This is a genomic window from Streptomyces sp. NRRL S-37 (assembly GCF_000721605.1).
GTDB lineage: Bacteria > Actinomycetota > Actinomycetes > Streptomycetales > Streptomycetaceae > Streptomyces.
On sequence record NZ_JOIZ01000007.1, the window covers coordinates 39,230 to 65,230 of the forward strand.

Sequence of the window (26,001 nt, forward strand, 5' to 3'; positions counted from 1 at the left end):
CGTTTGTTCGGTGACGTGGCTAAGGCTTGGTGAGGCGGACGGCCGTGGAGCCGGGATTCCGGCCATCACTTGAGCCATGAAGGGGATGATCGGGCCAGGGGGTGCGCAGAATCCAGCGGCGACGGACCACGACTGCGAGGGTCAAGCCGAAGGTGAACAGGGCCAGGGCGGAGGTGCCGTACGCCGGCAGGTTGAGGGGAGGGGAGATCACCCAACTGCGTGAAAGGACACGGGACGGGTCTTCAGGGTCATACGTGACCAGCAGTGCATCGTCGGCATGGAGATCGGGGAGCATTCCGGCGTACTCGGAGAGCTTGACCTCCTTCCCGGAGTTCTCGCCCTGGATGTACCTCACTTTCACGTACTTGGGCTTGCTGTCCGATCCGGTTACCGTCGCCGGGACGGTGACTCCGTTGGCACGCAGGTCGTGCACGAGGGAGCGTGCCGGAATCCAGAAGAAGAGCGCCATCCCGAGGCACAGCAGGAACATGCCGAGAGCAACGGCGATGAGCCGTCGCTGAGGAGGCTCCGGACGCGGCTTGTCCTCGGCGACTCCGGCGGCATACCGCTGTGCCGCGGCGACACGCTGCGGCAACCGGTACTGGTCGTTGCGGCGTCTGGGTCTCTTCTTCCTAGCCATCACTGCTCCGCCTCATGAGAACCACCCGCTCACCGTCTTCTTGAGGCCGGACGCGGTGTCACCGATCGCTTCGCCCGCGTCCTTCACCGCGCCTGTGACCGCATTGACGGCTCTTCTTCCGGTCTCTTCCTTGAGCGCGTACGAGATTCCGTAACCGACACCGAAACCCAGCACGACTCCGCCTGCGATGCCCCACCCGACGGGACCCCCCGCCGCTGCCACCACCGCCATCGTCCCCCAGGTCATACCTGTGCCCGCAGCCATCCCCCCGACGTTGGCCGCGACGGCGACGTCCTTCTCCTCGCCGTGACCGATGTCCCATCCGATGGCGCCGAGGGTGAGAACCGTGCCCACCAGCGGCAGCTTGCCCCCTGTGTGGAGTGCACGTCCGAAGAGCGTTGCCGAGCTGGGTGCTCTGAGGCCAGGAACCTTGCCGATCAGCCAGCTGCCACCGTCCGCGACGGAAGCCTCCAGCAAGCGGGAGAAGGATCCCATGCCGTACTTGGCGAGGATGCGTTCCGCCTCTCGAGCGGACTGCCTGGCGTTCCTGGCCGCTCGCCGGGTGTCCTTCTTGAACTTCCTCCGGTCTTCCGGCGACATGCTGTTGATGCGCTGCTGGTACAGCCGGCTCGCTTCGTCGGAGAACTTCTGCGACCGTTCCCAGAAGTGCCCGGCGTACTTCGCCTGCATGCCCATGACGGAGGCCAGCAGCCCGGCCGTGTCGGACCACGTGTCCGCGGGATCGCCGAGCTTCTTCACAGCAGCCTGCGTGTGCCGCCACGCGATGGCCCAGAGGTCGGGATCGTCCCCCTGCATGAGTGCCCTGTTGAACACGGCGGTCGGCTCGTCCTCGCCGATGTCGCCGTGGAACAGGGCGACCGCCTTGGCGAAGCCCGGGGCAGGAGTGTCGGCGTTGACTGCCGTGGTGAAGGCGGAGCCGAACACTTTCGCGTCGTTCTCCGCCGTCGGTGTCCTGGTCGCGGCGACGGTCACCGGCAGGAATTTCAGCAAGGCGGGATCGAGCGCGGCGTAGAACGCCGAGGTGAAGTCAGGGTCCCCCTGGCGCGCGGCCAACTCCTGTGCGATCCGGTGGAATTCCGCACCGGCCGCGCCAGGTCCGAGGCCGGCGGCTTCGTCGGTCTCCCCGGCGAGTCTCTCCCCCTTCTCCCTCGCCGCGCCGATGGTCAGGACCGGCTCACGCAACCGGACCATGGCCCCGCCCTTGTGCTTCCCGGGATCCGTCTCCATCGCCGCTGCCAGAGCCTGCCTCCGGCGCAGCATGGGGAGTTCGTCGTCGACCCAGCGGGCGATCTTCCCGATCTCCGTCAGATGGGCCGTGTCCAGGCCGAACCTGTGAAACCTGGCGAGGTAAGAGGTTTTCGCACCGTGCAGCGCCTTGCTGCCGGATTCCAGGTTCTTGATGGTCCTCAGTAGATTGTCCGGATTGATTCCGGAGAAATTCGGATCGACCACCGGAGAATTCCTATTCCGCGCCCGTGGCGAGTCGGGGATCGATCAGTACGCTCAGGGCCCCCGAGCCTCTCAACGCCCCCTCGACCTCGCCGGAGGGGAGGACGACCCAGGGCTGTCGCTCTCCCATCGCCTCGACCAGCAGGGATACCGACGTGAACGCGAGTGCGACGAGCCGCTCCCGGCCATCGGCACCGGCGACCGGTACGAGAGTCACCTCGAACGCGCCGTCGTCGGGAGGGGGGTCACTCATCGTGGGCAGGACAAGGTATTCGGAGGCCATTGGCTTAGATTATGAGGCGCTGAGAGAAGGGGCAATTCCGAGCGCGATATGAAAGCCTGAAGGTAATACTTAATGGCGGAATTCGAATCCACCGTTCCCAATCCCAGGAAGGCAGACCTGCGGAAGCTGCGCGGTGACCTGGCCAAGGAGGTGGAGAACCTCAAGAGGGCCCTCAAGGGGCCGGCCGAGGACATCGGAGGCGACAAGGTCTGGGTGGGGAAGAACGCCCGGGCCTGGCACCGAGAGCTGGAAGGGCGTCACCGGAGGCTGGGCGAACAGGTGGGCAGGTTGCTGCCGGTCATCGACGCGGCCATCCGGGACGAGCCCGAGAAGGTGCCGGCGGCGCAGGCCCGCTCGTACGGATCGAGCGCCTGAGACGCCGCCGGGGCGCCGGGATCGCCCCTGAGGGGTGTGATCCCGGCGCCCCGAGCGGCTGTGCACTCCGTGTGATCCGCCCTGGAATCAGGTGGCGCGCTCGATGTTGTCGGCGCTGGTGTTCGCGGACTTGCTGGCGTCGTTCAGCGTGTCGACCCACTTGTCGAACGTCGGCTTCACATCGCGCCAGTCGTCCCGGAACCGGTCGGCCTTCGGGCCCTTCCAGTAGCTGGTGCTGTCTGCCGTGGCCGTCTGAAGGTCCTTGATCAGGAGCTGAAGGTCATGAGCCTTGCGAGCGTAGAGCTTCGACAACTCCCGGAGCCGTGCGAGATCTGCACCGCGATCCATGGTGATCCTCCCCGTGTCATCAGGAACAAGCGGACTATCCGTTTGCAACAGTGGACGCTATCGCACCACGATCAGTTCCTGCCCGGCACACAGGGGTTGGGGCCATACCGTGAACGACGCGTGTTCGCCCGGCACGGACCGACGGGTGAGGGTCGAACGGGGCTCCAGGAGATGCGACCGTATCCTGACCGTCGAGACAGAGGGGGAGGCTGCCATGGCAAATCCTGACATTCAGGAACTCAACCAGCGGGCTGGTCAGCTGCGTTCGCTCGCCGACCACATCGACTCGCTCGTCGACACCGCCAAGAACCACAGCACGACCGGCATGAAGTCCTGGGCGGGTCCCAACGCGGACGACGTACGGGGCAAGCTCAAGACCTGGCAGACGAAGTGCGGCACCGTCGCCAAGGCCCTGCGCGACGAAGCACAGCGGTGCACGCAGGACGCCAAGGACCTCCAGGACAATAAGAAGTAAGTAGAGGCAAAGGTGCCGGCCGGCCCGCTACGCACTCGTCCGTGTGAGCCGTACCACCTGTTCGGTGAGCTGTGAGACCTCGAACAGCACCCCTGCGAACTCCACCGGATCGCCGACTCGTACGTTCTCGTACGCCGCGACCGGGATCGCCGCGCAGTTCGCGGCGATCCCGGCCGTTCCCGTGTCGGTGTCGAGGTACGAGACGGTGAGGGACAGCCCCGTGGGGAAACGCTGGACCCCGCCGTTGCCGACGAGGGACAGTTCCTTCCCCTCGGCCGGGAAACCGGCCGCGGCGGCGGCCAGGACGTCAGGATTGGTCGTGAAGCACAAAGGAGCGTCCGCGGCCCCGCCGACTGCCTCCATGGACTTGGGCGCCGCGGAGAGCGAGGCCTTGTCCGCGGCGGCCTTCGGCTCGAGTACGACGCGGTAGGAACAGATCTGCCGGACGGTGTAGGTGTGGCCGGAGACGGTCACCTGCCCACCGGGCCCGACCGTCCACTGGCGCTGGCCGGACTTGTACCGGTCACCCTCACGCAGGGTCGCCTTGCGTGTCGTGCCGTCGGCCTCCGCCTCGGCGTACTGCACGCCTCCACCGCCCGGCAGCCGGAAGCCGCCACCGCGCAGGACGTGCACCCCGTCCCGCGGTGCCTCGCCGACGCACACCGGCCCCTTGTCCTTGGCGGCCGCCTGTGTGGTCGCGGGGGCCGCCGTGGGCTCCTCACCGCCCCCGCCGGACGACGCCCCGCAACCGGCCAGCGTGAGCACGGCCAGCGCGGAGCCTGCGATGCGGTACCTACTCACCGGCCTGTGCACCGGCTTCCTCCTTTGTCTGTTCAAGGACGCGTTCCAGGACGACGCGGGTCCGGTAGGCGACCTCCGTCACCCGCCAGACGTCCCCGGTGATCTCCACCACGCTTCCGGGGACCAGCTCGTCGTACTCGGCGATGAGCCGTCCGTCGCGGTTGACCTGGATCCGGCCGTGCACCGACGGCTGGGCGAAGATTGTTGCCACGATCCGGTGCGTACAGCCCTCATGTTCCACGGTGTACGGAATGTGGTAGCGGAGCACCCAGCGGCCGTCGAACTCGAACGGGTACTTCACCTGCGGACGGTCGGTCGTCACTCCACTCACCTGCCGGGTGTCGCGGGCGTCGTCACGGGACATCGAACGCCTCCGGTGCCTGGAAGTACTTGTTGAACTGCTCCTGCGTCACGGTGATCGGCGGATAGCCGGAGGTGCCCCAGGGATTGCCGAGAACGACCTTGCCGTCGTCGGTGAAGCCGCGGACGTAGTAGGCGTGATTGCTGTGGTACGTGCTGCCCCATTCCTTGGGGTGGTTCTTGTCCAGGCTCTCGTCGGCCGGCGTGGAGACGGTGACGACCTGCCCCGACTCGAACGCCTTCTTCAGGGAGTCCAGGTTCTTGTCCTCGTCCTCGCCGATGCCGAGGAAGCCGCCCGTCGTCAGGTCCTCGCCCTCCTGGCCGGTGAGGTAGGGGGCGGCCCTCTTCGGGTCGTCGCCCTCGATGCCGCCGTAGCCGCGCTCGTCGTCGCCGTCCTCCGAGTAGACCATCGCGAAGGCCTTCTCGTAGTACGCGGGCCAGGACTCGCCTCTGCCGTAGGTGCTGATCGGGTTCCCGTTCTGGTCGGTGGGCAGGTCGGCGGTCATGGTGACCCAGTGGTAGTTGCCCTCCTTGTCCCAGACGCGGACGCTGACCGTGCCGTTCGGGTTCTCCTTGATGCCCTCCTGGACGAACCGGGGGTTCTTCTGCGCCAGGCCGGCCAGTGAGGCGACGTACCAGCAGTCACCGAACTGGTTCTGGTTGACGTCCTCGGACGAGACGCCGTTCACGAACAGCGGGTCGCCGGGCGGCGCCCAGTGAATGCCGCTGTTGGTCTGCCCGTTCTGGTTGTTGCCGCCCTGCTCGTACGCGCCGGTGTTGGTGAACGTCGGCTGCATCCCGGGGAAGGCCGCCTGGAACTTGGGCACGTTCTCCGGACTGATCTTCGACAGCATCAGGCTGAGTGTGTCCCGGCGCCTGCCCTCGGGCAGACCGTTCTCGTCGAACGGGTTCCAGCCGGAATCACCGGTGTCGGTGATGAGCTCGTTGTAGAAGGCGAGGTCCTTCGGGGACGCCTTGGACATGAGGGCGTCGATCTCGGCGGCCGTCAGCCCGTCGAGCTCGCCCGAGACCTTCTCCAGGTCGTCGCGGTTGCCGTTGGTACCGAAGTCCTTGCCGTCCAGGGCCCGCAGGTTGCGCAGAGCCTCGTCGATCTTCTTGGCGTCCGGGGCCTTCTCGTCGAGGAACACGCTCCCGTCGGCCACGGGGTAGCCCTTGCGCACCAGCTCCCGCACGCCTTCCAGCTGCCTGATCCGGCGCTTCATCGACGCCTGCATGTCACCGAGTTCGCCGGTCAGGGAACCGGGAAGCCGGCGGCGCCCGCCGAAGAACGACGGTATGGGAACGACGTCACCGACGAGAGCCCGCAGTTCGGGGTCGTGGGAGGCGCTCTGTCCCGGCGGCAGGTTCTGCTGGGCGGAGGTGAGGACGGCGGCCAGCCGGCTGTGCAGCTTCCCCGCATTGCCGGCGAGGGTGTCGAGGTCACCCGCGAGTGCGGTGAGCTTGGCGGCGTCGAATCCCCGGAAGCCCATCAGTTGCCGCCCGTCCCGGCCGTGGCCTTGTCCTTCTCCCTGGCCTGCCGGTCCAGTTCGTCGGCCTGGTTCTCCCACCGGGTGGCATCGGCCAGAAGGGCGCCGCCCATGCCGTTGAGGGTGCGCTGCCGCTGCTGCAATTGTGCGGTGCAGTCGTCGGCGAAGGGCCCCTGCCAGATCGCGTCCGCACCGTCCCCCGCACGGGAGCCGGCGCGCGGGGTGGCCTTCTTCACCACGCCGTCGAGATACGGCCCCAGGCTGCGCGCCAGCGTCCGCGCCTCACGTGCGCACTCCCGCAACCGCTCGGCCCGCTTTTTCAACTCGGCACCACTGTCCGCATCTGCAGGCCCCACGGCCGACGTCCTCCCCGTTCGCTGACATTTCCGGCGATTTCACGTGAGTTGCTGCACGGGATCGCCGCTGAAGCATACGAGAGTCGCTTCCGTTGCACGGTTGCGGAGCGGAACCGCCCCGGCTGACGCAGGCCAACCACATAGGCCATCGGCACCCGACGGCACTTCATCGCCTTTGCTTTACTGTGACCTGGCGACCGATTCGAGAAGCACGGCGATAGCGCGCCATTTTCCCCTATGTCGGCTTTTCGCTGTGTGAGTTGTCCGTGTGGTGACCCCGAGGGGTGCGGTCGAACCGGCCGAAGACCTGGGCGGCGGCAAGCGCAGCCATGCAACGGCCCGGTCGGGCGCAGGCGTACGCATGAGAAGTTTCAGTGAGAACAAACCGCAGACGTTGTCCGGAACCTGCCTGGGTGCGGCGGGCGTCCTCGCAATCAGCCTTGCCGTCTGCCTGGAAGTTTTGTCCACACGAACTTCGGCGGTGTCCGGTGATCTGGAGTAGTGGAAATTTTGGACGAAGTCGAAGAAGACTGGCCGCGGCTTGAACGGATGACTACGCCCTGACCAGCATCAAGAAAGCGTGGACAACCCGTCCAGGAATCTTCCTGGGGTCGATATCACTGCACCGCGAAACGACAGGTTGCGTGTGTACACGCCTTCGAAAAGGATGGCGACACTGATGTCCACGGAGTCCACAGCCCCATAGGCCACTCCGGAAATTCTCTCCGGGTTCACTGTGCTGGAACGGGTCATGGCGATACGGGACTCCGGGCGTTCCAACACGTGATGTCGCCGGTTCCCTTCCTCTCGATATCGGTACTCCCGCCCCACGGCCCAGATCTTCAAAGCCCGGCCGCTTCTGCTCATCCGCAAAGCTTTCCGTGTAAAGGACGCGTGCTGCCCGGCCACGCTCAACTTCCCTTCGGCCAAGCGAGGTCGTCCACCGTATCGAATTCCTTTGAATGAAGACATCGGAATGCTGTCGCCGGTCACCATGGCGCCGATCATCTCCCTTGGTTCGGACACGGCTACGATTTCCAAAGCGGGTACTACCAGTTCAACGGAACCCAATTGCCCCACGGTGCCACGCCAAAAGGTCACACGGGTCTGCTCCCGGGAAGTGGCGGTGTTCGTGTACCGTTGAAGATCGAACGAGAATTGAGACATTTTTGGTCCTGGCCTTTGCGCGCTGTGGATTATTAATCAAAGGGGTTCAGTGCACTGCCCAGCGCCTTCGCGCCATCAGCAAGTTTTCCAGCTCCCTCACTGATTTTTTTGCCTGCCCAGGCTCCGGCGTCGGCGACCTTGCCCGGGAACTCCTTGATGGCCTCCCGGTTGTCGATGATGCTTGCGACACCGTAGACGGCACCCGTGACCACCGCCGCGCCTATCGTGAGCGGGGTGGGCGCGACCATGGCCATGGTCAAGGTGGCGTTGAAGGCTACGCCGGAAGCCTTGGCCACGTACCCGGCCTTGTCCCGCTTGAAAGCCTCGACAGGGTTCCCTTCCTGCATGAGGTCGACGGCACCGACCACCGTGGAAACGGCACTGCCACCAATACCAGCCACACGCCAGAAGCCGCCTGTCCGCAGCGCAGTACCGGTTCCGGAGGCGAAGGCACTCAGCCGACTTGCTCCGGTCGCCCTGCTCAGAGAGCCGGCGTTCTTGCCGACCTTGAGAAGGTTCGCCTCCCACGCCCACTGCCTTCCCGAAAGGGCAGCGAAGCTGTCCTTCCCGGTCAGTGCGTCAAGGATCGGTGCAGGAGTGCGTGCCCCGATGCTCGCAGCCAGGGAACGGATGCGCGCGGGAATGAAGCGGGAGGTCGACTGCCCCTTCAATAGTTGAGCGAGCGTAGTGCCGGGTGCCTTCAAGAAGTCGACACGACCGGGCGTCTTAAGGCTCTTGAAGTACTTGATCAGATGAGTTGTTCCCACTGCTGCCATCTTGAAGGCGCCTGGAACTGTGGAGGCGAGTGCGGTCAGGTTGATGTAGTCTCCGACCACCTCTCCGAGGTTTTCGTTGTTCGTGACCTTGGCGACGGCATCACTCTTGATTCGGTCAATCCAGTCCTGGAGCGTTTCACCTTTCTGTCGTTCCAGCCACTGGGTGTCGAACTTGTTGCCGTTCGCGACGGAGGCGTTCGCGATCAGCATGGCGTCAGGCGGGAGGTTCACGCCCTTCAATTCTTCAGGAGTGAAACCGGCGTACAGCGCTGCTGCCTTCGGATCGCCCTTCTCGGCCCGAAGAATGGCCGCACGCCGACGGAGGTCGACCGCCGTGTCATCAGTCCAGCTCTGCATGGGCTTGAGAGGGCTCAGTTGTCCCGTCACACCGAGACGGGCTGCCCGGGTAAAGGCCTCGTCCAACTTGTCCCGCAATTTGCCTCTGCCGTCGAGGAGCTTGGCCAGGTGTTCCATGTCCTCGGGATTCGCCATGCGTATGGAACTGTTACTCATATTTCCCCGTGATCAAGTGTGAGATGCGTACAGAAACTCTGGTGCTAAAAGGCGAGTACGGGGCAGCCTGTCCGACTCACGCCGTGCTCGCACGCGCGCGGCCTCAGGACGTGGGCTGAGACTGCGGTGCCGGAGCGAGCTGCGCTCCGTCGGGCAGCAGATCCGTGATCATCCGCCAGAGTTCCTTCGCGGTGGTGCGTCGCACCCTCAGCTCGCTGCTCTCGTCCACTTGCCCATCGATGACCGGCTCCGCGGGCACCTCCCTCAGCCAGTAGCCCTCGATTCCACAGTCCCAGACGGCGAGCGCCGATACAGCCAGCCCGTTTCCCAGCGTTGCTTGCGCCTCGGTGCCCTTCCAGGCCACGGTCATGCGCCACATGCAATTCAGCTGAGACAGCACTTCCGCCAACCGTGTGGGTGCGTTCGCCGCTTCGGCCACAGCTCCGGGCTCCTCGAACCGTCCTGTTTCCATATGGGCGACCACATCGTCAAATGCGCCCATCGTCGAGACGATCTCTTCGTCACCATCGATCCCGTCCGTGAAGTCCCGGTGCAGATCCACCATCCTGGCCAGGGCCCAGACCAGCGTCTCGGGTTCTGCGGGGACATACTCCGACTCGGCGTCACCGGGCCAGCTCTCATGCGTGAAAATAAAATCATCACCGATGACGGCCCCGCTGGGGATGACGCCGTGCGAGCCGCTTATCTCCACTTGCACGATGACCCGCGGTTCCATGAGTGTCGTGACAAGCGGGTAAAGGTCTGCTGCGATCTTGTCGTCGGCATCGACAATGCCCGAATCCCGCAACTCGGAGCGGGCTACGAACAGTTCTTCGGGAATCTGCTCCTCCTCCACGAGTAGCCCCAGCACACTGATGTGGGAATCGGAGAGCCGGAGCCGACGTCGGCTTGCGTCTACGGAAGGCATGGTGAGTTCCCTCTGGTGGAGAAATTGTTGAAGAAAAGGGGATGACGGGCCACAGTCATCCAGGGCGGCGAGGTGAGGCAGCAGGATCAGGAGGAACAGCGCGCACAGGACGAACCACAGTCGGGATTTTCTCCATGGAGGGCATGTTCCTCATTGAGTCGCGCCTGCCGTGCTCACCGGTTGATGGACTGAATCTCTTGGACCGTGACCGCCTGGTCGTTCCCGAACGTACCGTCGGGCAGGTCGCCGCCCGCGCCGCCGGTGCCGGTCCATGTGATCCCCCAGGTCACAGCAGCCTGGAGCTTGAAGGTTCCGTCCCCGGAGGAACGGAAGTAGGTGATGCCGCAGGGAGGTGTCCGGTCGGCTGCGCCCTTCGTGTAGGGCTCGCCGATGGAGCCGTCCTCGTTGACGGCGCACTCGCCGGACGCGGGATGGGTCTCGGCATCCTCGGTGCCAGGCAGTAATTCCAGTGCGATCGGTCTGGCTGTGGTCGTGGCCTGGATGTTGAGGCCGGGTGCGTCGAGTGACGCGGTGACGGACACGGGCTCGAACTCGCCCTTGTCCAGCCAGGCCCATGTGGGGAGATTGACCTTGGTCGTGCCCTCGGGAGCGAGTGTCACCTCGGTTCCGGGAACCTTGATCTGCTCATATGCCAGGCCGGCGAGGATCTCGGGGGTGATGGCGTTCTCGACGTCCGGCGTCTCGCCGTTCTCGGCCCAGAAGGGAAGCGTCGCGTTGCAGGCAGTGCGCTCGAGGATGGGGGCGTTCGGATTTTCGACAGGCCCCCACCACATCCCCTCGTCCTGTTGGTCGAGGTTGTAGTTCTTGTACTTGCCGTCCTTGTACATCTGGCGGAACTCATGCGTGGCCTTCCTCGCGTGAGGGGCCTGGTTGGGGTCGCCGGAGATCTGCTTGTATCCGGCCTCGGTCTCCTTGGCGAACTGCTTCGCAGTCCATTTGGGTGCCAGCCAGCATGCCGGGGGCGCCCAGGAACCTCCCGCAACCGTCACGGATCCGGCAGTGGGGCCGGATCCGTTCTTCGAGGTGTCGTACGAGATCGCCGTAGCCCTGGCGTAGAGGTTGTCGCCCTTGAGACCGGCATCGGTTTCCGTGCCCTTGTCGACGGGGCCTCCGGCGAACGCGCTGTGCGCGGGTGCCAGGAGCAGAATGGTTGCGAGGCCGATGGTGCACAGACCATGGCGGGTTACGCCTTGCACTGCGTGGCCTCCTTCTGGACCTCGATGGTGTCAGCGGTCCACAGGCCTTTTGCCTCCCGGGACGCCGTCATGACGATTTCGAAGAAGTAGTAGTCCTTGTCGCTCGGTTCGGTCTTGAGGACCTTCTTGGTCTTGACCTCTTTGCCGTAGAACTTCGAGTCGTCGTCGCAGAAGGAGACCGAGGCGCGGTTGCCGTCGCCCGCCATCTCGACCTTGGCCCGCGTGTAGCGCTGAACCCCGGTGATGGTCCAGTCGCCGTCGACGTACTGCTGGATCTGCTTCTTCGCATAGGCCTGGGCGCTGCCACCGGGCGTGGAGTAGAACTTGTACGCCGCGTCCTCGGCGTCCTGTTGAACGATGCCGTAGTTGATGGCGCGCACGAAGTTCTCCGCGTCGGTGAGTGCCGCTGCCTGCTTGGCGTCGGACGGCATGGAGCGGTCGAACTCCATCGTGAAGTCTGAAGGGAAGGCCATCTTCGGACGCTTGATGTCCGGGGTATTCCCGGACGTACTGGGCGACGCCGAAGGACTGGCGTTGCCGGTGTCGACTCCGGTGATCTTGCCGCTGTCGTTCGAGCCGTCGTCTCCGCCGCCGCAGGCCGTCAGCAACAGGACTGCTGTTGCGGCGAACGAAACGGCAACGGACAAAGTGCGGCGCTTCACAGTGAGCTCCCCGTGAGACAAAGGTTCAGTCAAGAGCACAGACGCTAGCCGTGAGGTTGCTGGTTTCGCCAGAGCGAACTACCCCGGGGCCAGGGTGTTTCGGTTGTTCGGCGACATTTTCGCGATGAGCTGTGTCCTGATCGTGCCCGGGCGAGCGACGGGCCCGGACACCGCGATGTGCTGCCTCCGGAGCCGTCGCTGTCCCCATGCGTGCTTCCGCTCGTCATGCCGCGGGCGTGCGTATGGAGGGGACACCGACGAACAGGGGAGCGGCTTGGGCCTCGCTCTTGCGTCCGGCATCGCGTGCGTACGCGGTGAAGCCGAGTCCGTGGCGGTATGGACTTCGTGGATCAGCCGAAAGAGCCTCCGAAGGGGAGCCGCGGTGACGCTCGGTTGCCGGGTGAGCGTGACCTTGCCTGGTGAGTCCTCAGCCGCCAGCCAGGAGCAGGAGCAAACGGGCCGGCCGGCCCGGAGCCGCGCCCACCTTGCCTTGGCCAGCCATGATGCCGGTAGGAGGTGAGCTGCCGTGTCGGTGATGAGCGAGCTGATCGAGCGGGGTGCCGTCCCCGAGGGTTACAAGGTCGAGGTGTTCGACGGCAGGGTGATCATGACGCCACAGAGCCCGGAGCGGGACTGGACCGTTTCCGATGTCAAGGACGCGGTCAAAGCCTCCGGCATCGCGCGGGAGCGTGTCTTCGGTGACGTGCTCATCACGTTCCCCGGGGAGAACGACGCCGCGCCTGATCTGACGATCGTCGGCTTCGATGCCGAACGCCGGAAGAACAGCTATTCGTGTCTTGACGTGCTGGCGGTGGTCGAGGTCCCGTCGGAACCGGAGGACGAGAAGGACTACGTCCGGAACGTCCGGAAGTACGGTCGCTTCGGGATACGGGCGGGTCGTCGAGATCCCGTACGGCGAGCCGGTCGGCTTCACGCTGGCCACCGGGGAGCGGGTCGCGATCGACACGGGGACCTTTCCGACGCGCGATGCGGGTGGAACGTGACATCGGGCTGATCCCCGGGCCGACGCGGGCAGTTACGGCGACGTCGTCAGGGTGAGCCCCCAGACACGAAAGATGTGACTGAGAGGGGGCCGTGTCGCAGTGGACACATCCGGGGCCGGTGCGGGCGTTCGGCGGCAGGCTCTCGTGCCGGACCGTGTACGCGACGTGATGCCCGAGTACTCATCGGCCGTTGGACTCGCAGGCCAGGCTCGATCAGCCCGCTTGCGGCCTCGCCGCGAACTCCTCGGCGGCCGGGAGCAGGTCGGTGATCAGCTGCCAGACCTCCTTGGCATCGACCCGGACCAGCTTGAGCGGGGTGGTGCCGTCCACCTGGCCGGGCAGGACCGGTTCGGTGGGCAGTTCACGGTGCCAGTAGCCGAGAGGTCCGCAGTCCCACACCGCGAAACCGCGCACCTGCCGAGCCGGGGTTCCCTCGTCGTGCCCCTGCCACGCAGCGGTCATCCGCCAGCTGGAACGCATCCCGGCGATCAGCTTGGCGAGTGTGCTGAGCTGGGACTTTCGGGTAAGTCCGGCGTCCTTCAGTGCCTCCGTGATCCGGGCGATGCCCTCCTCCGCCGTCAGGCCGGGGAGGCTGTCCAAGGTGTCGAGCCCCGCATCGAGGACGGCCATGGTGGTCTCGATCACGGGTGTGGCGACCTCCACGGTCTCCTCGCCCTGGAGATTGACCATCCGCGCCAGTGCCCAGACGAGCATGGCCGGCTCCAGCCGGACGTACTCCGACTCCACAGAGCCCGGCCAGGACTCGTGGGAGTAGACGTAGCCGTCGCCGATGGTGACACCGTGGTGGAGCGTGCCGTGTTCGCCCAACGCCTCCACGTGGAGGACGACGGAGGGGGACCGCAGGGTGCTGACCAGCGGCGCCAGCAGGAGGTTGAGGTTCCCGTCCTGGTCGGTCAGACAGGTCTCCAGCAGTTCGCGGTCCGCCTCGGCGAGTTCCGCGGGTACCTCCTCCCCGTCGATGCGGTGGCGGAGGACGGCCAGGTGGTTCTCGCCCAGGCGGAACCGGCCCCGGGTGCTGTCGTAGGAAGGCATGGTGTGTCGCTTTCGTCGGCGGAGGGGGCGAACGGTGATGGCTCGAAGTCGTCAGAAGGTCACTGGAAGATCTCCAGCCAGTTCAGTGACCTGTTGAGGAAAGCGCGGACGGCACCGCCCCGGGTGAGGTTGCGGGTGTTGACGCCGACCATCACCGCGGCCAGCGCGAGATCGGTGGCGTCGGCCGGACCGAGGACGGTGAAGGTGGCCTTCTTCCGCGCACCACTGCCCTGCCGGCCGGTCCGGATTTCCACCCCGTCGCGGACCAGGGCGCGGTCCCGGTGCCGTCGGCCGGTCGCGAGATAGCGGTACTCCCGTCCGGCGACCCGCAGGCGCAGGGCCCGTCCGGCTCTGGTCTGCGCCCAGCGGTTGCGCTGGATACGGATTCCGGATCCGCCGACGCTGAGCTGCGCCATGTGGAGGGACGGCTTGCGTCCGTAGGCCCAGCCGCTGAAGGAGGTGGCGGGAACGGTGTCCCCGCTGACCTCGGTGACATGACGGTCGCCGTGCCGCCTCGCCGGGTAGACCACCTCGATCCGCCCGAACTCCCCTGCCGTTCCCCGATATCCGAACCTCCAGGACAGCCGGTCGCCCGACCGTTCCTCCCAGTGTTCGAGTGCGTAGGTGTGCCGCTGCATGGTTCCTTCCCCTCGCGCCGCTCGGCGCGGATGTGCCGTCACCGGCGTCAGTCGAACGGGTTGAGGGCGCTGCCGAGTTTCTTCGCGCCGTCGGATATGGCCTCGCCGGCCTTCTCGGCCTTGTCGCCGACCCAGTCCGCGGCCTCTTCCGCGCCCTTGCTGATGCTGTCCCAGTTGTCCCAGACCAGGGTTCCGGCGTAGGCGACTCCCGTGCCGACGGCGAGGCCGATGGTGACCGGGTTGGGGGCCACCATGGCGGCGGTGAGCGAGGCGTTGAAGGCCGTACCGGTCCAGTTGGAGAGGTACTTGGCCTTGTCCTCCTTCCACGCCTTGCCGTGGTCCATGGTCGCCAGGTTGGCGACTCCCCAGGCGGTGGCGCCGGCGGAGCCGACGATGCCGGCACCACGGATCCATCCGGCGGCCTTCGCCGCGTTGGCGAGACCGCCGCGCTGAGCGACGCGGAGCAGGTTGGCCTCGGTGGAGGTGGGCAGGTAGAAGGACCCCTTGCGCATGTATCCGGCGAGCATCGCCGCCTCGTCGGAGCCGGCGAGCGCGCTGGTCGGCACCCGGGTCAGCCAGCTCCCGGCCTTGGGAATCCGGGACAGCTTGTCCCAGTGGCCGTTGATCATGCGGGCGGTGAAGGTACCCGGCGCGTTCAGCACCTTAGATGCCTTGAAGTACGAGATGAGCGACTTGCCGCCGAGCAGCGCCGTGGTCGACGACGTGAAGAACGCCGACAGGTTGGCGGCCCCCTCAATGTACGTCGAGACCGCCTTGCCCAGCTTCTCGTTGCCGGTGAGCTGCGTGACGGCATCGCCCTGGATCCTGACGAGCCAGTCGTCGAGGGTCTCGCCGTCCTTCTTCTTGAGCCAGCCGTCGTCGACCTGGTCGTCGGACGCGGCCGCATTGGCGACCAGCAGGATGTCCGGTGGCAGGTCCTTGTTCTTGAGCTGTTCGGGGGTGAACCCGGCGAGCAGCAGTCCGGCCAGCGGATCGCCGTCCTCCAAGCGGGCGTAGGCCGCTTTCCTGCGGAGTTCGGGCGCTGTGTCCGATATCCAGGAGCGCATCGGCCGTATCGCGGTCAGCTTGTCCGATACACCGAGTGCCGAGGCCCGGCTGAACGCCTCGTCGAGCTTGTCCCCCGTCCCGCCCCGTCCGTCGAGCAACTTGGCCAGCTGCTCGAGGTCCTGCGGATTCACCACTCTGTTCAGCTTGCCTGTCACGAAGCTCCTTCAGGTGATCGGTGTCGGCTCCTTCCCGGGGAGGAAGCAGCACAGGCACACGAAGACCGTACTCAGGTCACGGTCGGACCTCGAGGTCAAGGTCTCCGGCGGTCCTAGGCCCGGCGGGCTCGCGCCAGTGCGTCCAGCAGTGCCGTGCGGTCGTGGGTGGCGATCAGCAGCGACTCGCCCTGCACGGTCTCGACCACGATCTGGTCCATCCCCATGGGCACGGACCAACCGCCGCCTACGAGCCGCGGCGCCCCGGCCGCGTGGCTTCTCCGCCGCAACTCCGCGAGCTCCTCACGCGACCGCGAGGCCAAGGCCGCGGTGAACTCCGCGTCCGTGGGCTGCTCACGAGCCTCCTGAAGCGAGGCGGCCGTCAACGATTCCACCGCGATCGTCTCCCGTCCGACGGTCAACTGCCCGTCGCGAAGATGGATTCGGTGATAAACGCGTTTGGAAATCGGCACGGCATTGAATACGAGCGCAAGGAATATGGAGAAACCGAGAATGATGACCCAGACCGTGCTGTCCTCGGGAAGGAGGATGCTGCCCTGGTATGCGACCCAGCCGGTCAGGACCGCCGAGGTCGCGATGGTCCAGCGCCTCGGCAGCTTCTCCCGGTACACCACCGCCCGCCCATGGAACGCGTTCGCTGCGCCTGTTCCGGGATTCTCGGTACCTTCCACGGTTGCTCCCTCGATCCGAACCGACTTTGACTCCGGCCGAGGCTACCCACCGCCCGCGACAACCCATGAGGCACGTGAGCGACGTGGCGGGAGGAGGTGATCGTGGCGTGGGCAGACGGACCGGAGTCGCGGTTCAACGGTTGATGGCCTGGATTTCCTGGACGGTGACCGCCTGGTCGTTGCCGAAGGTGCCGTCGGGCAGGTCGCCGCCCGCGCCGCCGGTGCCGGTCCAGGCGATCTCCCAGGTGATGGTGGCCTGGAGGTTGTAGGTTCCGTTGCCGGAGGAGCGGAGGTAGGTGATTCCGCAGGGCGGAGTCCGGTCGGCCTTGCCCTGGGCGTAGGGCTCGCCGATGGAGCCGTCGGCGTTGATGGTGCACTCGCCCGAGGCGGGGTAGGTCTCGGCGTCGTCGGTGCCCGGCTCCAGTTTGAGGGAGACCGGCTTGGCGGTGGTGGTGGCCTGGAGGGCGAAGCCGGGGGCGTTGATGGACGCCGTGGCCCGGACCTCGTCGAAGACGGCCTTGTCGAGCCAGGCCCAGGTCGGCAGGTTGACCTTGGTGGTCCCCTCGGGCTTGAGGCTGACCTCGGTGTCGGGCAGCTGCATGTGCTGGTAGGCGAGGGCGGCGAGTATCTCCGGGGTGATGGCCTCCTCGTACTGGGGCGGCGGGGCCTCGCCGTTGTCGACCCAGAAGGGCAGGTCGGTGCACGAGGTCCGCTTGAGGATGTCGGGTTCGTTGGGGTTTTCGACACCGGCCCAGAACATCCCCTCGCCGTCCTTCTCGACGTTGTAGTCCTTGTAGCCGGGGGTGTCGGCCCAGCCGTAGTCGTCCTCGTAGTGCCGCTTCGTCTCGCCGATCGCCGCGCCCGCGTGCCCGGTCATTCCGGGGGCCGAAGCGGCGTTCTCGAGATCCTTGGACATCTTCTTCTTGAAGTCCTTGGCGCCGAGGTACGGGGCGTACCAGCAGGGCGGTGGCGTCCAGGTGACGTCGGAGGACGTCACGTTCCCGGTGCCGCCGTTCTTGGCGACGGAGCCGGAGTACTGGATGCGGGCGGCGGCGTAGATGCCGGTGTCGTCGCTGCCGCCCGACTGCTCGGTGGTGGCTCCCTTGTCGGAGCCCACCGGTTTTGCCGCGTACGCGGCTTCTGAGAGAACAACGGTGCTGAGGGCCAGCGACAGCGTCGCGGTGCCGATGAATGTGCGAAGTGATCCCCTCACTGGCACTTCGCCGCCTTTGTCTCGACGTACACCTTGGACGCCTGCCACAGGCCGGTGCCGGTGGGGTACTTGACCATAATGATCTTGTAGTAGTCGAAGTCCTCGATGCTGGGCTCGGTCTTGAGGACCTTGTCGGTCTTGATCTCCTTGCCGTAGAACTTTCCGGCGTCCGCGCAGAATGCCACCTCCACCGACTTGCCGTTCGCGGCGGACCGAGTGGTGGCGTCGTAGTGGCGCAGTGTGCCGGTGGCGGTCCAGCCGCCGTCGATCCAGGCGTTGATCTGCGTTTCTGCGTACTTCAGCCCGTCACCGGTGGCATACGCTGCGACGGACGCGTCCTTGGACGTACGTTTGTCGACGCCTCGGTAGATGGCCCGGAAGAAGTTTGCGGCGTCGTCCATGGCCGCCGCCTCGTTCTCGTTCTTCGGCTTCTCCCAGTCGAAGACCAGGTTCATGTCCGCGGGCAGGGACACGTCCACGCCGTCCGGCTTGTCTTCCGCCGGTGCTCCCGAGGGCTCCGCCGACTTGGTCGGCTTCTCTGTCCCCTGGTCGGCGCCGGTGATCTTGTCGTTGTCACCGGACTGGTCGTCCCCGCCTCCGCAGGCCGTCAGCATCAAGGTCGCGGCGGCGGCGAACGCGGCGGCAACAGGCAAAGTACGGCGCTTCACAGTGGGCTCCCCGTGAGACGAAACGTTTCCAGTGCAGTGACGATATCGGTGGGGTTCTCGGTTTCACCAACGCGAACTGTCCAATGAGCGGACCGAAATGACAGTCGCCGGGTGCCTGGGCGGGGCGTACGGCGGAGAGCCGCTCCGTCTACGCTGCGGTCGTGGTCTTCATCTCGCACCGCGCTCTTCAGGGCGGCCGTGGGCACCGGTTGGCCGTCGGCGTCATGCTCTTCCTCTTCTGGGTCCTCCTGGCCGTCGGACTCACCGCCGCGGCGGTCGCGAGCCGGGTCGGGTGGCCGGCCCGGCTGGGGTTCGGTGCCGGAGCCGTCTCCGCGTATCTGCTCGTGTGGTGGAGCGCCCGGTTCTGGTGGTCGGCCTTCTGTCAGGGGCGGCGTGAGGAGGCGGTGGCCGAGCCGGACGCCTGGCCCTGGCTGTTTCCCCCGGTGGTCGGCGGTGTCGCCCTCGCTGTCTCCGGAGCGGGGATGCTGAGTCGCGGGGACGGCAGTGGGTGGTTCGGGCTGGGGTTCGGCCTGGTGCTCGGCGGTCCTTCCCTCGCGATGACGGTCCTGCAGGTGGGGGAGTGGTTCTCCGGGCGATCGCGCCGCGAACCGGTCGTGCCCGCCCGGCCCGTCGAGCCGCCGCGACCGCGACGGGACTGGGGGCAGATCGGGAGGTGAGCCCGGGTGCGAGGACGGCCTCCGCGGCTCTCCGCGGTCAGGCCGCGTGGTCCTCGAAGCGGAATTCGGGGCTGGTGCGCGGGTCGATGCGGGCTCCGGCCTCGAGCGCTGTGGCGAGGCGCTCGATCAGCTCAAGAGTGGGGTCGACGGCGCTTTCCTCGATGGCTTCGATGTCCTCTTCGGGGAGCGCCGCACGTCGGGTCAGCTCCGCTGTTGTCCAGCCGAGGGCCGAGCGCCGGTCGTAGACCGCTTGGGCGAAGTCCATGCGGCGGCCTGCGGCACGGTACGCGGGGTCCTCACGGTGTTCCGGCGGGACCTTCCAGCTGGTGTGGTATCCGCTGCTCATCAGGCCTCCTCGTCCCTGCTGTAAACGTCGTGCTCACCGGCCGGTGCGTGTTCCGCCTCGCATTCCTTCCTTGCTCGCTGTGCCCGCATGATCTCGTCCCGCTCCTGCATCCTGGTCTTGCGGAAGACCGTGAGAAGGATCGCGCGGCGCCCCCGAGCGAACCAGTAGGTGACGCGCACCGGTCCGATGCGCAGTTCTCGTAGGCCGTCGCCGAGGTGGCCGGCGAGAGGGAAGGGCAACGCGGGGCCGTCGGTGGCGAGCCGGTCCGCGAAGCGTTCGACGGCTCGGTAGTCCGCATGCGAGAGGGTTTCCGGCCAGGCGCGCACCTCCGGCTCCACTTCGATGATGCAGAGGCCCGGGGCCGGTGGTTCCGGCATGACCGTTCCGTTCGTGGCGTGGGTTCGTGGGCACGTACGGCGTCCACACAATCGAGTGACCTTCGGCCCGAGGGCCGGATTGCCCGACGATCACCCGATCGGGGATCAGTCGACCGTCCCCGCCTTCCGTGCGTTCACCACGAGCCGCGTGAGTGCGTTGGGCAGAGGTGACCGCAGGCCGTCCGAAGCCCTGCCGATGTGTCAGCCCAGCCTCGTGAGTGAATCGTGCAGGGCTCATGTGCGGTGCGTAAGGGGCCGTATGTCATGCGTGGTCGGCCGGGTGGGGCGGCGGTTCGCTCGAGCACAGGTGGTGAGCAGGTCCCAACTGGGTTGTTCAACAGTGAAATTGCAGGTGGGTAACGGTGTGCGGGGTGAGGTACGCGAGACGGACTGCGCCTTGAGGGGCTTATGTGTGGCTGATACGGTGCGATGGCTTGACACTCACCTCAGCGTTGGCTATTTGCCCTGGTCGGGCGGGTGGGTCCGACCCGTCGCGCATGTCCGTGCGCGAGTGGATGTGGGTGAAGTGTCGGGAATCTCAGGGAACGTGGCAGACATCGTCTTGGGTGTACGGGGAGCGGTTGCGTGAAGATCCAAGAGCGTACGGGGGCGGGCGCCGGCCGTTCCGCGGCACCGGCCGGGCCGGCGGTCGGTGACCGGCTTCCCACTGCGCCCCGCGAGCGCAAACCGGCGCTGGCCGCGCTGGCGGTGCTGCTGATCCTGGTCGGCGCGCTCGGTGCCACGATGCTCGTGCTGCAGGCCGGGGACCGGATCGAGGTCGTGAAGATCACCAAGGAGATCCCGGCCGGGCAGAAGGTCACCGACGCCAACACCACGTCGGTCATGGTCGCCGAGGACCCGAACATCCACTACGTGGAGTGGACTCAGCTCGACGCCCTGAAGAAGCTCAAGGCCGTCAGCACGATCCCGGGCGGCGTCGTCGCCGTCGGTGAGATGTTCGGCGACGAGGCCAAGGTCCCCGAGGGCAAGGCCCTTGTCGGGCTCTCCCTCAAGGACGGGCAGTACCCGGCCAATCTGGAGAACGGTGACACCGTCGCCGCCTACCGCGTCGGCGGCACCTCCGGCTCCGGCTCCGACTCCGACGCCGACAAGGGTTCCTCCGGCTCCACCGGCGGTGGCAACGCCCTGATCGTGGACGAGGCGCGGGTGAACTCCGTGCCGGAGGAGCAGAACGGCGACCTCGTCAGCAGCACCGACAAGCCCGTGACGGTGCTCGTCGACAGCGCCGACGCCGCGGCGCTCACCCAGGCCGCCTCCAACGGCGAGGTGGCTCTCGTCCTCGTTCCTGGCAACTAGAAGGCGGCACCCGACCCATGGCCCTCATCGCCCTCGCCGCCGACAAGGGTTCCCCCGGCGTCACCACCGCGGCCGTCGCTCTCGCGGCGGTCTGGCCGCGGCGGGTGCTGCTCGCCGAGACCGACCCGGCGGGCGGTGACCTCGTGTACCGCAGTGCCGCCGCGCACGGCGGGCCGCTGAACCCGAACACCGGGATGCTGTCCATCGCCGCGACCGCGCGGCGCGGCCTCGTGCCCGACCAGCTCTGGGACCACGCGCAGCCGTTGAGCGGCGGACTCGACGTGCTCGTCGGGCTCGGGATCGCCGAGCAGGCCGCCGGGCTCGCCGGGCTGTGGCCGACGCTCGGGCACGCCTTCGCCGCGCTCGGCGACTCCCCGCACGCGCCCGCCGACGTCATCGCCGACTGCGGGCGGATCAGCGGGGACACCCCGGCCGTGGAGCTGTTCCCGCACGCCTCCCTCGTCCTGCTCGTCTCGCGCACCGAGCCGGAGGCGCTCGCCCGCGTACGGGACCGGGCCGCCGCGCTTGCCAACAAGCTGCACGGCGGGCCGCGCGGCGCCGCGAACCTCGGCAACCCGGTGATCGGCGTCGTCCTCGTCGCCGACACGGGCAACGCGGCCAAGCTCGCGTCCCAGGTCAACGACATGCTCGTGCACGCGCAGACCGGTGCCCGGGTGGTCGGCACCCTCGCCGACGACCCGGCCGGTGCCGAGCAGTTGGCCGGGCGCAGGCGCGGCCGGCTCGACAAGTCGCTGCTGATCCGTTCGGCGCGCAAGGTGACGGCGGACGTGTACCAGCAGTACGGCGCCGCATGGGCGGCCCACGCCCACGCCCAGGCACAGGTTCAGGCGCAGGCCCAGGCCCACGCCCAGCAGCCGCCCCAGGCGCACGGGGCCGGACGATGACCGCTGTCGACCATCAGCTGGTCAAGCGGTTCCGTCAGGAAGCCGGCGACCGGATCGCCGAGCAGCGCCGCCTCGACCAGGTGGCCGGTGTCACGCCGATGTCCACCGAGGACGAGCGGCAGTACGCCCGTGCCGTCATCGCCCAGATCCTGGAGGAGTACGCCCGCGCGGAGATCAACGCGGGCCGCACCCCGCCGGACGCCGAGACCGAGGAGCAGTACGCGGCCGCCGTGCACGCCGCGCTGTTCGGCGTCGGGCGGCTCCAGCCGCTGCTGGACGACCCCGAGGTCGAGAACATCGACATCAACGGTTGCGACCAGGTGTTCGTCGGCTACTCGGACGGGCGCGAGGTGCAGGGAGAGCCCGTCGCCGAGACCGACGAGGAGCTCATCGAGCTGATCCAGGTGCTGGGCGCGTACTCCGGTCTGTCGTCCCGGCCCTTCGACTCCGCCAACCCCCAGCTCGACCTGCGGCTCCCGGACGGTTCGCGTCTGTCGGCCGTCATGGACGTGACGCGGCGGCCCGCGCTGTCCATCCGGCGCGCGCGCATGGGCAAGGTGTTCATCTCCGACCTCGTCGGCAACGGCACGCTCACCCCCGAACTGGGCCACTTCCTCGCCTGCGCCGTCCGGGCCCGCAAGAACGTGATGATCGCGGGCGCGACCAACGCCGGCAAGACGACCCTCCTGCGCGCCCTCGCCAACGAGATCCCGCCGCAGGAGCGGCTCATCACCGTCGAGCGGGCGCTGGAACTCGGACTCGACACGTTCCCCGACCTCCACCCGAACGTCGTGGCGTTCGAGGAGCGGCTGCCCAACTCCGAGGGACAGGGTTCCATTTCCATGGCGGAGCTGGTGCGCCGGTCGCTGCGCATGAACCCCTCCCGCGTCATCGTCGGTGAGGTGCTCGGCGACGAGATCGTGACCATGCTGAACGCGATGTCCCAGGGCAACGACGGTTCGCTGTCCACGATCCACGCCAACAGCTCCAGCGAGGTCTTCAACCGTATTTCCACCTACGCCCTGCAGGCGACGGAACGGCTGCCCATCGAGGCCAGCCAGATGCTGATCGCGGGCGCGGTGAACTTCGTCGTGTTCATCCAGCGGCGCAACGACTACCAGAGCGGCGGCCGCCTCCAGCGCATGGTCACCTCCGTGCGCGAGGTCAACGGCGTCGACGGACGCGTGCTGTCCAGCGAGGTGTTCGCTCAGGCCCCCGACGGCCGGGTCACCGCACACGCCCCCATAGCCTGCCTGGAGGAACTGATGGCCCACGGCTACCGGCCCAGCGGAACGTGGGGGTGAGCCGGTGATGCGTACGACCACCGATCTCGCCACGCTCGACTCCCTCGGCGCCATGGGCGGGCTGTTCTCCCCCACCGTGCTGTACGCGCTCGGGTGCGGCGTCGCCGTCGGCGGCGGACTCGCCCTGCTCGCCGTCGCCGTACGCGGACTGCCCGCCAAGCCCGAGCACGAGCGGCAGAAGGCGAGCGAGCGGGCGAACGAGCTGGTCCGGTTCGCCGGCCGGCGCGGCTCCCTCGCCGCGCTCGTCGGCCTCGCCGTGCTGCTGCTGACCCGCTGGACGGTCGCCGGTATCGCCGCCGCCGTCCTCGTCTTCTTCTGGGACCGCCTCTTCGGCGGGGCCGGGGAGGAGAAGGCCGCGATGCGGCGCGTGGAGGCGCTGGCCTCCTGGACCGAGTCGCTGCGCGACACCATCGCCGGCGCGGTGGGCCTGGAGCAGGCCATCCCGGCGTCCGCGCGGGCCGCCGCGCCCGTGCTGCGCCCGCACCTCGACGCGCTCGTCGACCGGCTGCGCTCCCGCACCCCGCTGCCCGAGGCGCTCCAGCAGCTCGCCGACGAGATCGACGACGCCTCCGCCGACATCATCGTCGCCGCCCTCATCCTCAACGCCCGGCTGCGCGGCCCCGGTCTGCGGCAGGTGCTGGGCGCGCTCGCCAAGTCGGCGCGCGAGGAGGTCGACATGCGGCAGCGCGTGATGGCGCAGCGGGCGTCGACCCGGCGCTCGGTGCAGATCGTCGTCGCCGTGTCGATCGCGTTCGTGCTCGGACTGTCCGTCTTCAACCGGGACTTCGTCGAGCCGTACGGTACGGCGGTCGGCCAGCTCGTCCTGGCCTGTGTCTGCGGCCTGTTCGCGCTCGGCTTCTGGTGGCTGCGCAAGCTGTCCACCATCGAGACGCCCGAACGGTTCCTGGTGCGGGACGAGTCGGCGGTGCGGTTCGTGCGTCCGCGCACGCCCGGCGCCGTGCCGGGTCAGCAGCAGGCGCCGCTCCAGCCGGAAGAGGGGGTACGTCGGTGAGTGACGAACTGACGATGCCGGTCGTCGTCGGCGCGGTCCTCGGACTGGGCGTCTACGTCCTGGTCCGCGCGCTGCTGCCGACCAAGCGCAGCGCGATCTCCCAGGTCGCCCGGATCGACGCGATGCGGGCACGCGGCACGGCGTACGAGTCGGCCCGGACGGCGGAGCGGGACACCGGCCGTTTCGGCTCGCTGCGGGCCGAAGTGGGCGCGAAGGTCGCCGAGTTGTATCTGCAGCAGGGGTGGGAGCAGCGCTCGTTGCGCGCGGACCTCGCCGTGCTGGAGCGCAGCTGGGAGAAGTTCCTGGCGACCAAGGTGCTGCTGGGGGTCGCGGGTCTGTTCTTCGGGCCGTTCCTCTTCGCCATCGTCTGGACGCTCGCCCTCGCCGACAGCCCGATCATCCCGGTCTGGCTGGCCCTGCTGTGCGCCGCGCTGTTCTTCTTCCTGCCCGACCTGGAGGTGCGCCGGGACGCCGCCGAGAAGCGGCGCGATCTGCGCCGGGTGATCGGCGCGTACCTGGACCTGGTGTCGATGAGCCTGGCCGGCGGGCGGGGCCTGCCGGAGGCGCTGATGGCGGCGGCCGAGGTGTCCGACGGCTGGGCGACGCAGCGCATCCGCAACGCCCTCGCCGACGCCCGCATCACCGGCATCAGCCAGTGGCAGGCGCTGGGACAGCTCGGGGAGGAGCTGGGTGTGGAGGAGCTCAAGGACCTCTCCGCGTCGCTGGCGCTGGTCGCGGACGACGGCGCCAAGGTGCGCGAGTCCCTCGCCTCCCGCGCCGAGACCATGCGGCACCGCGAACTCGCCGAGATCGAGGGCAGCGCGGGTGAGAAGTCCCAGTCGATGCTCGTGGCACAGCTCCTGCTGTGCGCGGGGTTCCTCGTGTTCCTGATCTTCCCGGCGGCGATGCGGGTGTTCCAGGTGTGAGAACCGCTGACCGTGAGCCGTACGTCAGAACTTCCGTGAACCGAATTCGAGAGGACAACGCGTCATGAACGGACGTACCTTCCACACCGGCATCCCTGCCGTGGACTTCCTGGTCACCTTCATGCGGGCCCGCGTGGAGCGCGCCCGCTCCGGCGAACTGGACCGCGGCGCCTCCGCGGTGGAGTGGGTCATCATCTCGGCGGTCGTCGTGGCGATCGTCGGCGTGGTGGCCGCCATCATCAACACCGCGCTGAGCGACGGCGCCACCAAGGTCGGCAACTGCATCAAGGGCGCCAACGCGAGCGGCACCTGCTGACGGCCGTCACTTCTCCCACGGGGATGTCGGTGCGCGTACGCCGCTGGGTACGCCGACGGGTGGAGGCCGCCTCCGCCCGCGGCGAGTCCGGCATGACCGCGATCGAGTTCGTGTTCCTCACGCCCGTCCTGTTCTTCATGATCTTCGCGACGGTGCAGTTCGCGCTGTACTTCTTCGCCGATCACGTCGCCCAGGCGGCGGCGCAGGCGGGTGCGCGCAAGGCGCGTGCGACGGCGGACGCCCAGCCGGGCGGCTGGCGGGGCGAGGCACGGGGCGTGGTGGACAGCTACATCCGGCAGCTCGGCCCGCAGCTGGTGCTGGGTCCCGACGTGAAGATGCTCCAGCCGGAGCAGAACACGGTGGGCGTGGAGATCACGGCACGCATCCCGACGGTGTTCCCGGGGCTGGATCTGACGGTGCACGCGCAGTCGGTGGGGCCGGTGGAGCGGTTCGTGCAGGAGGGGGAGAACTAGAG

Annotated in this window: 32 protein-coding genes; 11 read left to right on the plus strand and 21 right to left on the minus strand. The window is 67.4% G+C overall.

The window, feature by feature from the left end; all coding sequences use genetic code 11:
- Positions 1-19 precede the first annotated feature (19 nt).
- The 3 genes from IH50_RS0112975 to IH50_RS0112985 are packed head-to-tail and all read right to left on the minus strand — an operon-like array spanning position 20 to position 2,393.
- Positions 20-640, minus strand: coding sequence for a DUF3592 domain-containing protein (locus tag IH50_RS0112975; RefSeq protein WP_158801200.1), 621 nt, complete (start codon positions 638-640; stop codon positions 20-22).
- 12 nt (positions 641-652) lie between these two features.
- The gene (locus IH50_RS0112980; protein WP_030860678.1) at positions 653-2,113 is read right to left on the minus strand and encodes a hypothetical protein; all 1,461 of its coding nucleotides are present in this window, start codon (positions 2,111-2,113) and stop codon (positions 653-655) included.
- A gap of 10 nt (positions 2,114-2,123) precedes the next feature.
- The gene (locus tag IH50_RS0112985; RefSeq protein WP_030860679.1) at positions 2,124-2,393 is read right to left on the minus strand and encodes an SAV_915 family protein; all 270 of its coding nucleotides are present in this window, start codon (positions 2,391-2,393) and stop codon (positions 2,124-2,126) included.
- A 72-nt stretch (positions 2,394-2,465) separates the two neighbouring features.
- Between IH50_RS0112985 and IH50_RS0112990 the strand changes: the two genes are divergently transcribed.
- Positions 2,466-2,768: a hypothetical protein gene (locus IH50_RS0112990; protein WP_030860680.1), complete on the plus strand. Its 303-nt coding sequence runs from the start codon at positions 2,466-2,468 to the stop codon at positions 2,766-2,768.
- A gap of 87 nt (positions 2,769-2,855) precedes the next feature.
- On the opposite strand, the gene IH50_RS0112995 is transcribed toward IH50_RS0112990, so the two are convergent.
- Positions 2,856-3,116, minus strand: a complete 261-nt coding sequence (locus IH50_RS0112995) for a WXG100 family type VII secretion target (protein WP_030860681.1) — start codon at positions 3,114-3,116, stop codon at positions 2,856-2,858.
- A gap of 214 nt (positions 3,117-3,330) precedes the next feature.
- Between IH50_RS0112995 and IH50_RS0113000 the strand changes: the two genes are divergently transcribed.
- On the plus strand, positions 3,331-3,591 hold the full coding sequence (locus IH50_RS0113000) for a hypothetical protein (protein ID WP_030860683.1): 261 nt from the start codon (positions 3,331-3,333) through the stop codon (positions 3,589-3,591).
- A gap of 27 nt (positions 3,592-3,618) precedes the next feature.
- Here the strand turns inward: IH50_RS0113000 and IH50_RS0113005 are convergent, their stop codons facing one another.
- The 9 genes from IH50_RS0113005 to IH50_RS0113040 form a co-directional block, all read right to left on the minus strand.
- The gene (locus tag IH50_RS0113005; protein WP_030860684.1) at positions 3,619-4,392 is read right to left on the minus strand and encodes a hypothetical protein; all 774 of its coding nucleotides are present in this window, start codon (positions 4,390-4,392) and stop codon (positions 3,619-3,621) included.
- Positions 4,385-4,756: a hypothetical protein gene (locus IH50_RS37635; protein ID WP_030860686.1), complete on the minus strand. Its 372-nt coding sequence runs from the start codon at positions 4,754-4,756 to the stop codon at positions 4,385-4,387. The genes IH50_RS0113005 and IH50_RS37635 overlap by 8 nt, the downstream gene beginning before the upstream one ends.
- A complete protein-coding gene (locus IH50_RS0113015) occupies positions 4,746-6,242 on the minus strand; it encodes a C2 family cysteine protease (protein WP_030860689.1) in 1,497 nt (498 codons plus the stop codon). Before IH50_RS0113015 ends, IH50_RS37635 begins: the two co-directional genes overlap by 11 nt.
- Positions 6,242-6,595, minus strand: coding sequence for a hypothetical protein (locus IH50_RS0113020; RefSeq protein ID WP_030860691.1), 354 nt, complete (start codon positions 6,593-6,595; stop codon positions 6,242-6,244). Before IH50_RS0113020 ends, IH50_RS0113015 begins: the two co-directional genes overlap by 1 nt.
- 570 nt (positions 6,596-7,165) lie before the next feature.
- Positions 7,166-7,762 carry a hypothetical protein gene (locus IH50_RS39650; protein WP_078913957.1) on the minus strand — a complete coding sequence of 199 codons (597 nt, stop codon included), beginning with the start codon at positions 7,760-7,762 and terminating at the stop codon, positions 7,166-7,168.
- Positions 7,763-7,794: 32 nt separating this feature from the next.
- On the minus strand, positions 7,795-9,030 hold the full coding sequence (locus IH50_RS0113025; protein WP_234328142.1) for a mucin-2: 1,236 nt from the start codon (positions 9,028-9,030) through the stop codon (positions 7,795-7,797).
- Positions 9,031-9,154: 124 nt separating this feature from the next.
- Positions 9,155-9,907 (minus strand): hypothetical protein, encoded by a 753-nt coding sequence (locus tag IH50_RS0113030; protein ID WP_234328143.1) that lies wholly within the window; start codon positions 9,905-9,907, stop codon positions 9,155-9,157.
- 245 nt (positions 9,908-10,152) lie between these two features.
- On the minus strand, positions 10,153-11,196 hold the full coding sequence (locus IH50_RS0113035; RefSeq protein WP_051767286.1) for a hypothetical protein: 1,044 nt from the start codon (positions 11,194-11,196) through the stop codon (positions 10,153-10,155).
- The gene (locus IH50_RS0113040; RefSeq protein ID WP_158801202.1) at positions 11,184-11,669 is read right to left on the minus strand and encodes a hypothetical protein; all 486 of its coding nucleotides are present in this window, start codon (positions 11,667-11,669) and stop codon (positions 11,184-11,186) included. The genes IH50_RS0113035 and IH50_RS0113040 overlap by 13 nt, the downstream gene beginning before the upstream one ends.
- A gap of 724 nt (positions 11,670-12,393) precedes the next feature.
- Between IH50_RS0113040 and IH50_RS0113045 the strand changes: the two genes are divergently transcribed.
- Complete coding sequence (locus IH50_RS0113045; RefSeq protein WP_234328144.1) at positions 12,394-12,873, plus strand: Uma2 family endonuclease; 480 nt, start codon at positions 12,394-12,396, stop codon at positions 12,871-12,873.
- 202 nt (positions 12,874-13,075) lie between these two features.
- Here IH50_RS0113045 and IH50_RS0113050 read toward each other — a convergent pair whose 3' ends face one another.
- The 6 genes from IH50_RS0113050 to IH50_RS0113075 form a co-directional block, all read right to left on the minus strand.
- On the minus strand, positions 13,076-13,915 hold the full coding sequence (locus IH50_RS0113050; protein ID WP_030860703.1) for a hypothetical protein: 840 nt from the start codon (positions 13,913-13,915) through the stop codon (positions 13,076-13,078).
- A 59-nt stretch (positions 13,916-13,974) separates the two neighbouring features.
- A complete protein-coding gene (locus IH50_RS0113055; protein ID WP_030860705.1) occupies positions 13,975-14,553 on the minus strand; it encodes a hypothetical protein in 579 nt (192 codons plus the stop codon).
- Positions 14,554-14,600: 47 nt separating this feature from the next.
- Positions 14,601-15,776, minus strand: a complete 1,176-nt coding sequence (locus tag IH50_RS0113060) for a hypothetical protein (RefSeq protein WP_030860707.1) — start codon at positions 15,774-15,776, stop codon at positions 14,601-14,603.
- Positions 15,777-15,889: 113 nt separating this feature from the next.
- Positions 15,890-16,465, minus strand: coding sequence for a hypothetical protein (locus IH50_RS0113065; protein ID WP_030860709.1), 576 nt, complete (start codon positions 16,463-16,465; stop codon positions 15,890-15,892).
- Between the two features lie 133 nt (positions 16,466-16,598).
- On the minus strand, positions 16,599-17,678 hold the full coding sequence (locus IH50_RS0113070; RefSeq protein WP_030860712.1) for a hypothetical protein: 1,080 nt from the start codon (positions 17,676-17,678) through the stop codon (positions 16,599-16,601).
- Complete coding sequence (locus IH50_RS0113075; RefSeq protein ID WP_030860713.1) at positions 17,675-18,346, minus strand: hypothetical protein; 672 nt, start codon at positions 18,344-18,346, stop codon at positions 17,675-17,677. The genes IH50_RS0113070 and IH50_RS0113075 overlap by 4 nt, the downstream gene beginning before the upstream one ends.
- Positions 18,347-18,507: 161 nt before the next feature.
- Here IH50_RS0113075 and IH50_RS0113080 point away from each other — a divergent pair, with 161 nt between their 5' ends.
- On the plus strand, positions 18,508-19,023 hold the full coding sequence (locus IH50_RS0113080; RefSeq protein ID WP_030860716.1) for a hypothetical protein: 516 nt from the start codon (positions 18,508-18,510) through the stop codon (positions 19,021-19,023).
- 37 nt (positions 19,024-19,060) lie between these two features.
- Here the strand turns inward: IH50_RS0113080 and IH50_RS37640 are convergent, their stop codons facing one another.
- Positions 19,061-19,369 carry a helix-turn-helix domain-containing protein gene (locus IH50_RS37640; RefSeq protein ID WP_037872339.1) on the minus strand — a complete coding sequence of 103 codons (309 nt, stop codon included), beginning with the start codon at positions 19,367-19,369 and terminating at the stop codon, positions 19,061-19,063.
- Positions 19,369-19,746 (minus strand): type II toxin-antitoxin system RelE/ParE family toxin, encoded by a 378-nt coding sequence (locus IH50_RS0113090; protein ID WP_030860721.1) that lies wholly within the window; start codon positions 19,744-19,746, stop codon positions 19,369-19,371. Before IH50_RS0113090 ends, IH50_RS37640 begins: the two co-directional genes overlap by 1 nt.
- 585 nt (positions 19,747-20,331) lie before the next feature.
- On the opposite strand from IH50_RS0113090, the gene IH50_RS0113095 reads away from it, so the two are divergent.
- The 7 genes from IH50_RS0113095 to IH50_RS0113125 all read left to right on the plus strand — a co-directional run bounded on the left by IH50_RS0113095 (position 20,332) and on the right by IH50_RS0113125 (position 25,999).
- Entirely contained in the window at positions 20,332-21,063 is a 732-nt protein-coding gene (locus tag IH50_RS0113095; RefSeq protein ID WP_030860723.1) for a hypothetical protein, read from the plus strand.
- Positions 21,064-21,080: 17 nt separating this feature from the next.
- The gene (locus IH50_RS0113100) at positions 21,081-21,968 is read left to right on the plus strand and encodes a hypothetical protein (protein ID WP_030860724.1); all 888 of its coding nucleotides are present in this window, start codon (positions 21,081-21,083) and stop codon (positions 21,966-21,968) included.
- Positions 21,965-23,272, plus strand: coding sequence for a CpaF family protein (locus IH50_RS0113105; RefSeq protein ID WP_030860727.1), 1,308 nt, complete (start codon positions 21,965-21,967; stop codon positions 23,270-23,272). The genes IH50_RS0113100 and IH50_RS0113105 overlap by 4 nt, the downstream gene beginning before the upstream one ends.
- Before the next feature lie 7 nt (positions 23,273-23,279).
- Positions 23,280-24,284 (plus strand): type II secretion system F family protein, encoded by a 1,005-nt coding sequence (locus IH50_RS0113110; protein ID WP_051767288.1) that lies wholly within the window; start codon positions 23,280-23,282, stop codon positions 24,282-24,284.
- Positions 24,285-24,298: 14 nt separating this feature from the next.
- The gene (locus IH50_RS0113115) at positions 24,299-25,210 is read left to right on the plus strand and encodes a type II secretion system F family protein (protein WP_030860731.1); all 912 of its coding nucleotides are present in this window, start codon (positions 24,299-24,301) and stop codon (positions 25,208-25,210) included.
- A gap of 64 nt (positions 25,211-25,274) precedes the next feature.
- Positions 25,275-25,526 carry a hypothetical protein gene (locus IH50_RS0113120; RefSeq protein WP_030860733.1) on the plus strand — a complete coding sequence of 84 codons (252 nt, stop codon included), beginning with the start codon at positions 25,275-25,277 and terminating at the stop codon, positions 25,524-25,526.
- Positions 25,527-25,549: 23 nt separating this feature from the next.
- Complete coding sequence (locus IH50_RS0113125) at positions 25,550-25,999, plus strand: TadE/TadG family type IV pilus assembly protein (RefSeq protein WP_030860735.1); 450 nt, start codon at positions 25,550-25,552, stop codon at positions 25,997-25,999.
- Positions 26,000-26,001 lie beyond the last annotated feature (2 nt).

Bases quoted from the DNA above. Each gene is read 5' to 3' on its own strand.
- IH50_RS0113055 (WP_030860705.1), bottom strand. From the start codon at position 14,553: ATGCAGCGGCACACCTACGCACTCGAACACTGGGAGGAACGGTCGGGC.
- IH50_RS0113120 (WP_030860733.1), top strand. From the start codon at position 25,275: ATGAACGGACGTACCTTCCACACCGGCATCCCTGCCGTGGACTTCCTG.
- IH50_RS0112975 (WP_158801200.1), bottom strand. From the start codon at position 640: ATGGCTAGGAAGAAGAGACCCAGACGCCGCAACGACCAGTACCGGTTG.
- IH50_RS0113125 (WP_030860735.1), top strand. From the start codon at position 25,550: ATGTCGGTGCGCGTACGCCGCTGGGTACGCCGACGGGTGGAGGCCGCC.
- IH50_RS0113040 (WP_158801202.1), bottom strand. From the start codon at position 11,669: ATGGCCTTCCCTTCAGACTTCACGATGGAGTTCGACCGCTCCATGCCG.
- IH50_RS0113115 (WP_030860731.1), top strand. From the start codon at position 24,299: ATGCCGGTCGTCGTCGGCGCGGTCCTCGGACTGGGCGTCTACGTCCTG.
- IH50_RS37640 (WP_037872339.1), bottom strand. From the start codon at position 19,369: ATGAGCAGCGGATACCACACCAGCTGGAAGGTCCCGCCGGAACACCGT.
- IH50_RS0112995 (WP_030860681.1), bottom strand. From the start codon at position 3,116: ATGGATCGCGGTGCAGATCTCGCACGGCTCCGGGAGTTGTCGAAGCTC.
- IH50_RS0113110 (WP_051767288.1), top strand. From the start codon at position 23,280: ATGCGTACGACCACCGATCTCGCCACGCTCGACTCCCTCGGCGCCATG.
- IH50_RS39650 (WP_078913957.1), bottom strand. From the start codon at position 7,762: ATGTCTCAATTCTCGTTCGATCTTCAACGGTACACGAACACCGCCACT.
- IH50_RS0113090 (WP_030860721.1), bottom strand. From the start codon at position 19,746: ATGCCGGAACCACCGGCCCCGGGCCTCTGCATCATCGAAGTGGAGCCG.
- IH50_RS0112990 (WP_030860680.1), top strand. From the start codon at position 2,466: ATGGCGGAATTCGAATCCACCGTTCCCAATCCCAGGAAGGCAGACCTG.
- IH50_RS0113050 (WP_030860703.1), bottom strand. From the start codon at position 13,915: ATGCCTTCCTACGACAGCACCCGGGGCCGGTTCCGCCTGGGCGAGAAC.
- IH50_RS0113105 (WP_030860727.1), top strand. From the start codon at position 21,965: ATGACCGCTGTCGACCATCAGCTGGTCAAGCGGTTCCGTCAGGAAGCC.
- IH50_RS37635 (WP_030860686.1), bottom strand. From the start codon at position 4,756: ATGTCCCGTGACGACGCCCGCGACACCCGGCAGGTGAGTGGAGTGACG.
- IH50_RS0113015 (WP_030860689.1), bottom strand. From the start codon at position 6,242: ATGGGCTTCCGGGGATTCGACGCCGCCAAGCTCACCGCACTCGCGGGT.
- IH50_RS0113045 (WP_234328144.1), top strand. From the start codon at position 12,394: ATGAGCGAGCTGATCGAGCGGGGTGCCGTCCCCGAGGGTTACAAGGTC.
- IH50_RS0113000 (WP_030860683.1), top strand. From the start codon at position 3,331: ATGGCAAATCCTGACATTCAGGAACTCAACCAGCGGGCTGGTCAGCTG.
- IH50_RS0112985 (WP_030860679.1), bottom strand. From the start codon at position 2,393: ATGGCCTCCGAATACCTTGTCCTGCCCACGATGAGTGACCCCCCTCCC.
- IH50_RS0113100 (WP_030860724.1), top strand. From the start codon at position 21,081: ATGGCCCTCATCGCCCTCGCCGCCGACAAGGGTTCCCCCGGCGTCACC.
- IH50_RS0113025 (WP_234328142.1), bottom strand. From the start codon at position 9,030: ATGGCGAATCCCGAGGACATGGAACACCTGGCCAAGCTCCTCGACGGC.